Below are 6,945 nucleotides of genomic sequence, written 5' to 3'. Positions count from 1 at the left end.
CTATTCCCCTATTCCCCTATTCCCCTATTCCCCTATTCCCCTATTCCTTTGGCGCCCCGAAGCGCGCCGCCGCCGCCAGCAGCACACCGAGCATCAGCCCGTTGAGGATGTGCCACAGGAAATGCGTCCCGAGCGGGAAGCTGCCGCAGACCAGCGGATCGATCATCCTGAAGATGACCGACACGACGAAGATCGCCGAGCCTGCCAGATTGTACCAGCCGGCGCGGTTGCCGCCCGCCGCCACTAAGACGCCGAAGAAGGCAAGCGCCAGGAAGGGCGGCAGATAGCCGGTCGTGCCGTTCGATGCCTGGCGCAGCCAGTCCGGCACGGCCCAGGTCAATAACCCGGTGACGGCATAGAAGGCGACGAAGATGGCGATCGCCTTGCCCCATTTCATGCCGAGGAAACGGCGCAGGTTGAACAGCGTGTAGGCCAGCGTGAACCCGGCGATCGGCAGCACGTCGGCCCAGACCGTGCCATGGTTGGCAAAGGTGTGGAACAGCGCCGAGCCGACGCCGATCGCCACCACCCACCAGGCCAGCACTTCGGCGAAGATGCCGGTGCCACGCCGGCGCACCTCTCGGACACCCCACAGCCCGGCGACAAGAAAAGCCAGATTGGTCAGTGCGTTGACCGGCTCGGCCCAGAGCTCCGGCCCGACCCGCTCGCAGTACAGGTCGACCGGCGTCAGGAGAGTTTGCCACATGCTGATTGTTGCCCGAATCTATATCTACTCAGAAGTGTAGCCCGTCCTATTGCGCCCTTGCAGTTGGTTACAACGGTAAAATTTCACCGCAACGTGACTTCCCGTTGACTGCCGCTTCTGCCACATATTTCGCCAATCAGAATAAAGCCGGCCATCACCGGCGGGAGTCGAAACGGCTATGACACCTCGAAGACCATTGCGGCTTGCGGCATTGGCGCTGGCCCTCTCGGTGTTTGCCGGCGCTGGACTTGCCGGCAATGCGATCGCCGGCGAGGCCGACAAACCCCAGGCTGACAAAGCCTCGATCGACCACCCCTTGGGCGTGGTCGAGCTCTTCACCAGCCAGGGCTGCAATTCCTGCCTGCCCGCCGATGAATTCTTCGCCGAGCTTGCCACCAAGGAGAACATCGTCGCGCTCGCCTATCATGTCGACTACTGGGATTATCTCGGTTGGAAGGACACGCTGAGCCGCAAGGAGAACACCGAGCGGCAATATGAGTATATGCGCGCCTTCGGCAGCCGCTCGGTCTATACGCCGCAGGCCGTCATCAATGGCCGCAGCCATGTCAGCGGCGCCAACCGCAAGGAAGTCGACGGCGCGCTCGCCCGCATGGAAAGATCGGGCGAAGGCATGCGGGTCAGCGTCAAGGTCAGCCGGACCAATGACCGCGTCACGATCGACGCCGGCGATGCCGGGACCGGCCCCAGCGATGCCCATGTCGTCATCGTTTATTTCGACCCGCCGCAGACGATCAAGATCGGCAAAGGCGAAAACACCGGCCGTAGCATGACTTATTGGAACGCCGTCTCCGGCATCCAGACCGCCGGTATGTGGCACGGCAAGGCGCAGCGCTACGAATTGCCGATGAGCGTGATTTCCAAGAAAGGGGGCTGCGCCGTGCTGCTGCAATCGGTGGGCAAGGACGGCCTGCCGGGTCCCATTCTGGGCGCCGCCTTAATCCACAAGCCCGCGCATTCTCGCCCTTAGCATTTTGCAGCCAAACGTCTTCGTTTGGCGTCCGACAAAATGCGTCAATAATAAAGAGAGCGCGGTTTTGGGTCCACCAAAACGCAAAGCGCTCTAGCCGTCCACTTCCATCCAGGCAGAAAAAACCGGCGTCAGCTTGCTTCTGACGCCGGTCTATTAGGTTTTGGGATCGTCGCACCCGATTTTTCACAGGGAAAAACCGAGGTTGGTTCGATCCGACGCAGACCCGTGGGCGGGGGGCTTGGGGTTTACGAGCCAGTGCCGGACCGAACCGTCTCAGGCAACACCCGTAAATTCGTCGGACATTGGGGCATGAGCGCGGATAAAAGATGGCAGGATTGTGGCGAAGCATCACCAATTCCAACGGGCGTTTTTATAAACGTGACTGGACACTGCGGAAACGGTGCGCCGCCGCCTTTGTCCGGCTGGGCTTGCAATTCCACGGCGAAAGCGCAAACTTTGGTTGGCGTAAGATTCATTCGAAGGGATCGAGGCATGACTGATCACGGCAGCGGGACGGAGGATGGGGACGCATCCGCAATACTGATCCCGCTGCATGAGGCAAGACGCGAACGCCTCGAGCCGGTGCGGTTCGACCGGCGTGAATTGGACCAGATCCTGAGGCTTTACGGGCGTATGGTCGCCGCCAATGAATGGCGTGACTACGCCATCGACCATCTCACCGACCGCGCCGTCTTTTCCGTGTTCCGTCGCACCAGCGAGGTACCGCTATTCCAGATCGTCAAGGATCCCAAGCTGGCGCGCCGGCAAGGCGCATTCGCCGTCATTGCCACCGGCGGCCGCATCCTCAAGCGCGGCCAGGAACTTGGCCGCGTGCTTGGCGTCTTCGACCGCACGCTGAAGCTGGTCGAGGCCTAACTACTTATTTTGCTGGCGGAATTTCTGTTCCGGCAACGAGTTGGGATCGGGCGGAACCAGAGCTCCATCATTGATCGGCAGTTGCATGAACACCGTGTCAAGCCAGCGTCCGTGCTTGTAGCCGGAGCCTTCCAGGCGGCCCGAATGGCGGAAGCCGAGCTTTTCATGCAGCCGCACCGAGGCACTGTCCGGCCGACCGTCGCCGATCACCGCGATGATCTGGCGGAAGCCCGCTGCCTCGGCCGCCTCGATCAGCCTTTGCATGAGCTTGAACCCGATGCCATGGCCCTTGGCCTCCGGCGCGAGATAGACAGAATCCTCGACGACGAAGCGATACGCAGGGCGTGGTCGGAAGGCGCCAGCATAGGCATAGCCGAGCACAATGCCGTCTTTTTCCGCCACCAGATAGGGGAAGCCCCCCGCTATCAAACTCTCGAAGCGCTGGCCCATTTCGGCGCGGCTCGGCGGCTCCAGCTCGTAGCTCGCCGTGCCATGGGTCACCGCGTCGGCATAGATATGGGTGATCCGGTCGAGGTCCGCCGGCGTAGCCGCCCGTATGGTGATGCTGGTCATAATTTATGCACGTCTATCATCTGCCCGCCATTTTCATCAAAGACCGGGACAAAAGAAAAGGGCGGCCGTGGGGCCGCCCTTATCAAACTCGCTAGTCCAGTCAGACTATGATTCCCCGGTTTTCGGAAGATCATGGTTCAAAACAAAAGCCTGTTATCGGCGGTCGCCCATGAACTGCAGCAGGAACATGAACAGGTTGATGAAGTCGAGATAGAGCGTCAGAGCGCCCATGATCGCCTTGCGGCCGGCAACGTCGGTGGCGTCGCCCTCGAAATACATCTCCTTGATCTTCTGCGTGTCATAGGCGGTGAGGCCCGAAAAGATCAGCACGCCGAGCGCCGAAACGGCGAAGGACAGGGCCGACGACTGCAGGAAGATGTTGATCACCATCGCGATGATCAGGCCGAACACGCCCATCACCAGGAACGAGCCGAACGCGGTCAGATCGCGCTTGGTCGTGTAGCCGTAAAGCGACAGCGCACCGAAAGCCGCTGCGGTGGCGAAGAAGGTCTGCGAAATGCTGGCCGTCGTGTAGACCAAGAAGATCGACGACAGCGACAGGCCGACCAGGCCGGCATAGACCCAGAACGTCGTCTGCGCGGCAGAAACGCTCATCGACTGGACGCGGAACGATAGGAACAGCACGGCGGCGAGCGGGGCAAAGATCACCAGCCATTTCAGCGGCGAGCCGAAGATCGCGTAGCCGAAGGAGGTCAGCATGTCGCCGTTCGGCAGGGTGGCGACCGCCGAAGCCGGATCGGTGGTGGTGGCCAGCATGATCGTTCCGACCGCGGCGAGGCCGGTGATGAGGAGGCCAAGCCCCATCAGATTGTAGACCTTGATCATATAGGCGCGCAGGCCCTGGTCGATAGCAGCATCGACGCCGGCGCCGGGCACGGCACGCGTCTGATAATTGCGAACGGGTTCAGCCATTGAAATCCTCATATTGCTTCTGCCCCGTCCGGTGTCCGGTCATTTGGACCGCGGCGCCGCTGGCGGGGCTCCAGCATGCCTGCTGCGAAATATGATGGTTATTGGCGTCAAGAACAAGACCGTAACCGAACGTAATGCTTCGTGAAGACCCGAAATCTGCATTTATCGGCCTTCCGAAGCCAACATTAACAAGATTTAACCGAATCCTGGTCGCGTTGAGCCTGTATATGCTGCAGATCAGAGATTGCGCAGCACCGGCGCCGCCTTGTGGCCCAGCACCCGCCAGGTGCCGGCGAGGCCGATCCCGACCGTGACCACTAGCGCAAAGACGATGGTCGCCACCGCCACATCAGGCATGAAATGCGACGGCAGCGTCATGACGCGCGCGACAACGAACCACGCCGCAATCCCGCCTGCCGCCAGCGCGAAGATCGCGGTGGCGAGGCCGATCAGCATGTATTCCAGCGAAAAGGCCGCGATCAGCGTCTTCCTGGTGGCGCCCAGCGTCTTCAGCACCACCGCATCGTGGATGCGGGCGCGGTTGCCGGCGGCCAGCGCGCCGGCCAGCACCAGCACCGAGGCGATCAGCGCCACGCCGGCCGCGGCCCTGATTGCGGTGCCGAGTTGCGCCACCAGCCGGTTGACTATGTCGAGCGCGTCCTTGACCCTGACTGTCGTCACCGCGGGAAAAGCACGGGTGACCGCGTTGAGAAGACGGGCATCGTCGGCCGGCGACGCGCCCTTTTCGGTCAGCGTCGCCAGCCAGCTATGCGGCGCGCCGGCAAATGTGCTGGGCGAGAACACCATGACGAAGTTGATGCCCATCGTCTCCCACTCGACCTGGCGGAAATTGGCGATCTTCGCCGTCACGTTGCGGCCAAGCACGTTGACGGTGATGGTGTCGCCGAGTTTCAGCCCGATCTCTTTGCCTTCCTCGGCCGAAAACGACACCAGCGGCTCGCCGGCATAATCGTGCGGCCACCATGTGCCTTCGGTCAGCGTCGCATTCGCGGGAATGCTGGCCTCGTAGGTCAGCCCGCGATCGCCGCGCAGCACCCAGGCTCCCTCCGCCGGAACTTTGACCTTATCGACGTCGACGCCGTTCAGCGCCATCACCCGGCCGCGCAGCATCGGCACCTTGACCAGCGTGCCCTGCGGCGCTTGCCTGCTGACCAGCACAGAGAACGCATCGACATCGCTGCTCTGGATATCGACGAAGAAGAAGTTCGGCGCCCGTTCCGGCAGGCTGCCGGAAATCTGCCCCCTGAGGTTGCCGTCGATCAGAGCCAGCGTCACCAGAAGCGTCAATCCCAGTCCCAGCGACAGCACCACTGACGGCGTCAAAGCACCTGGCCGATGGATATTGCCGACAGCGAGCCTAAGCGCCGTCGAGCCAACGCGCGGGCTTCTTTTGGCGGCCCACTGGACCAGCGCGCCGACGACGCGCAGCACCAGGAAAGCGAAAATGGTGGCGCCGACGAAGATCGAGGCGATATAGCGGTCGCCGGAAAACAGAATGGCCAGCGCCGCCAGGAGCAGCGCGATGCCGAGCGCCGCCGCCGTGTAGAGCGGGCGCGGAAAACCGCGGCCCTCAAAACCCATTTCGCGAAACAACGACGTCGCCGGCACGTCGCGCGCACGGCCGAGCGGCAGCAAGGCGAAAGCCAGCGTCACCAGCAGCCCGAACAGCGCCGCCATGCCGAGCGCGCCGGGATAGAACCCACCTTCCGCCGGCACCGGAATAACCGACTGGAGAACCGCGCTCGCCGCAAACGGCATCAGCGCGCCAAGCACAACGCCGAGCGTGATGCCGAGCGCGGCGTTCATCAGGATCTGCACGAGGTAGACGGCAAAGACGAAACCGCCCGAAGCCCCCAGGCTCTTGAAGGTGGCGATGACGCCGCGCTTGCCGTCGAGATAGGCGCGCACCGCATTGGCGACGCCAACGCCGCCGACCACCAGCGCCGTCAGCCCGACCAGCGTCAGGAACTGCGAAAACCGTTCGATGTTGGAAGACAACGCCGGTGCTGCGTTGCTGCGCGTGCGGATCGACCAGCCGGACTCGGGAAAATCCTCCGCCGCCTGATCCTGAATGGCTTTTATGCGAGCCTCTCCGGTGCCGCCGGGGAGGCGGACCTTGTAGGCGTTCTCGACCAGGCTGCCCGGCTGGATCAAACCGGAAGCGGCAAGCCCGTCCGTCGAGATCAACAGCCGCGGCGCAAAGCCGAAGCCGTCGGACACCGCGTCCGGCTCGTTGACGAGCCTGGCGCGCAGTTCGAAGATGGCGCTGCCCAGCTTCAGCCGGTCGCCGATCGCAAGGTTCAGCCGCTCGAACAAAAGGTCGGGTGCGGCGGCGCCGAAAACACCGGATTTTTCGCCGAACAATTCCTGCTTCGAAAGCGCCGGCTCGGTGACCAGCGCGCCATAGAGCGGATAGGCTCCATCGACCGCCTTGGCCTCGACCAGCGCCTGGTCGGAACCGTCCTCGAGCCGCGCCATCGAGCGCATGTTGGCACTGTGCGAGACCGTGCCCAGCCCGTTAAGAAAGAAATGCTCGGCTTGCGTCGTGGCGCGCTGATTGAGCTGGAAACGAAGATCGCCGCCAAGCAGCGACTGGCCTTCATTGGCGACACCGGCGGTAATCGCCCGGGCCACCGAGTTGACGCCGCCGATCGCCGCGACACCCAGCGCAATGCAGGCAAGGAAGATTAGGAAGCCGGACAGCCCGCCGCGCATCTCGCGCAGCGAGAAGCGGAAGGCGAGCTTCAGCGTGCGCGACACCGGCATCAGGCCGGCACCTTACCGGGCTTTAGAGCTGGTTCTGGCGCGTCCTCGATCCGGCCCGACCGCATCGATACCTGCCGGG

At 62.8% G+C, this 6,945-nt stretch carries 6 protein-coding genes; 2 read left to right on the top strand and 4 right to left on the bottom strand.

Features of this window, described 5'->3' with window-relative positions; genetic code table 11:
- Positions 1 to 40: 40 nt before the first annotated feature.
- On the bottom strand, positions 41 to 706 hold the full coding sequence (locus EOA86_RS16025) for a ceramidase domain-containing protein (RefSeq protein WP_065007280.1): 666 nt from the start codon (positions 704 to 706) through the stop codon (positions 41 to 43).
- Positions 707 to 884: 178 nt separating this feature from the next.
- Between EOA86_RS16025 and EOA86_RS16020 the strand changes: the two genes are divergently transcribed.
- Together EOA86_RS16020 and EOA86_RS16015 are read left to right on the top strand one after the other, a co-directional pair.
- Positions 885 to 1,694 (top strand): thioredoxin family protein, encoded by an 810-nt coding sequence (locus tag EOA86_RS16020; RefSeq protein WP_128342504.1) that lies wholly within the window; start codon positions 885 to 887, stop codon positions 1,692 to 1,694.
- Between the two features lie 495 nt (positions 1,695 to 2,189).
- Positions 2,190 to 2,573, top strand: coding sequence for a DUF2794 domain-containing protein (locus EOA86_RS16015; RefSeq protein ID WP_065007282.1), 384 nt, complete (start codon positions 2,190 to 2,192; stop codon positions 2,571 to 2,573).
- Here EOA86_RS16015 and EOA86_RS16010 read toward each other — a convergent pair whose 3' ends face one another.
- The 3 genes from EOA86_RS16010 to EOA86_RS16000 form a co-directional block, all read right to left on the bottom strand.
- Positions 2,574 to 3,146 (bottom strand): GNAT family N-acetyltransferase, encoded by a 573-nt coding sequence (locus tag EOA86_RS16010; protein WP_065007283.1) that lies wholly within the window; start codon positions 3,144 to 3,146, stop codon positions 2,574 to 2,576.
- A 153-nt stretch (positions 3,147 to 3,299) separates the two neighbouring features.
- A complete protein-coding gene (locus EOA86_RS16005; protein WP_029349432.1) occupies positions 3,300 to 4,079 on the bottom strand; it encodes a Bax inhibitor-1/YccA family protein in 780 nt (259 codons plus the stop codon).
- A 237-nt stretch (positions 4,080 to 4,316) separates the two neighbouring features.
- Positions 4,317 to 6,866, bottom strand: coding sequence for an ABC transporter permease (locus EOA86_RS16000; RefSeq protein WP_128342502.1), 2,550 nt, complete (start codon positions 6,864 to 6,866; stop codon positions 4,317 to 4,319).
- Between the last annotated feature and the right edge of the window lie 79 nt (positions 6,867 to 6,945).

This window comes from Mesorhizobium sp. M5C.F.Ca.IN.020.32.2.1, from assembly GCF_004023105.1.
GTDB classification, from domain to species: Bacteria; Pseudomonadota; Alphaproteobacteria; order Rhizobiales; family Rhizobiaceae; genus Mesorhizobium; species Mesorhizobium wenxiniae.
The sequence above is the reverse complement of the archived record's forward strand: the minus strand, read 5'-3'. Positions and strand labels throughout refer to the sequence as shown.

Bases quoted from the DNA above. Each gene is read 5' to 3' on its own strand.
- EOA86_RS16020 (WP_128342504.1), top strand. From the start codon at position 885: ATGACACCTCGAAGACCATTGCGGCTTGCGGCATTGGCGCTGGCCCTC.
- EOA86_RS16000 (WP_128342502.1), bottom strand. From the start codon at position 6,866: ATGCCGGTGTCGCGCACGCTGAAGCTCGCCTTCCGCTTCTCGCTGCGC.
- EOA86_RS16010 (WP_065007283.1), bottom strand. From the start codon at position 3,146: ATGACCAGCATCACCATACGGGCGGCTACGCCGGCGGACCTCGACCGG.
- EOA86_RS16015 (WP_065007282.1), top strand. From the start codon at position 2,190: ATGACTGATCACGGCAGCGGGACGGAGGATGGGGACGCATCCGCAATA.
- EOA86_RS16005 (WP_029349432.1), bottom strand. From the start codon at position 4,079: ATGGCTGAACCCGTTCGCAATTATCAGACGCGTGCCGTGCCCGGCGCC.
- EOA86_RS16025 (WP_065007280.1), bottom strand. From the start codon at position 706: ATGTGGCAAACTCTCCTGACGCCGGTCGACCTGTACTGCGAGCGGGTC.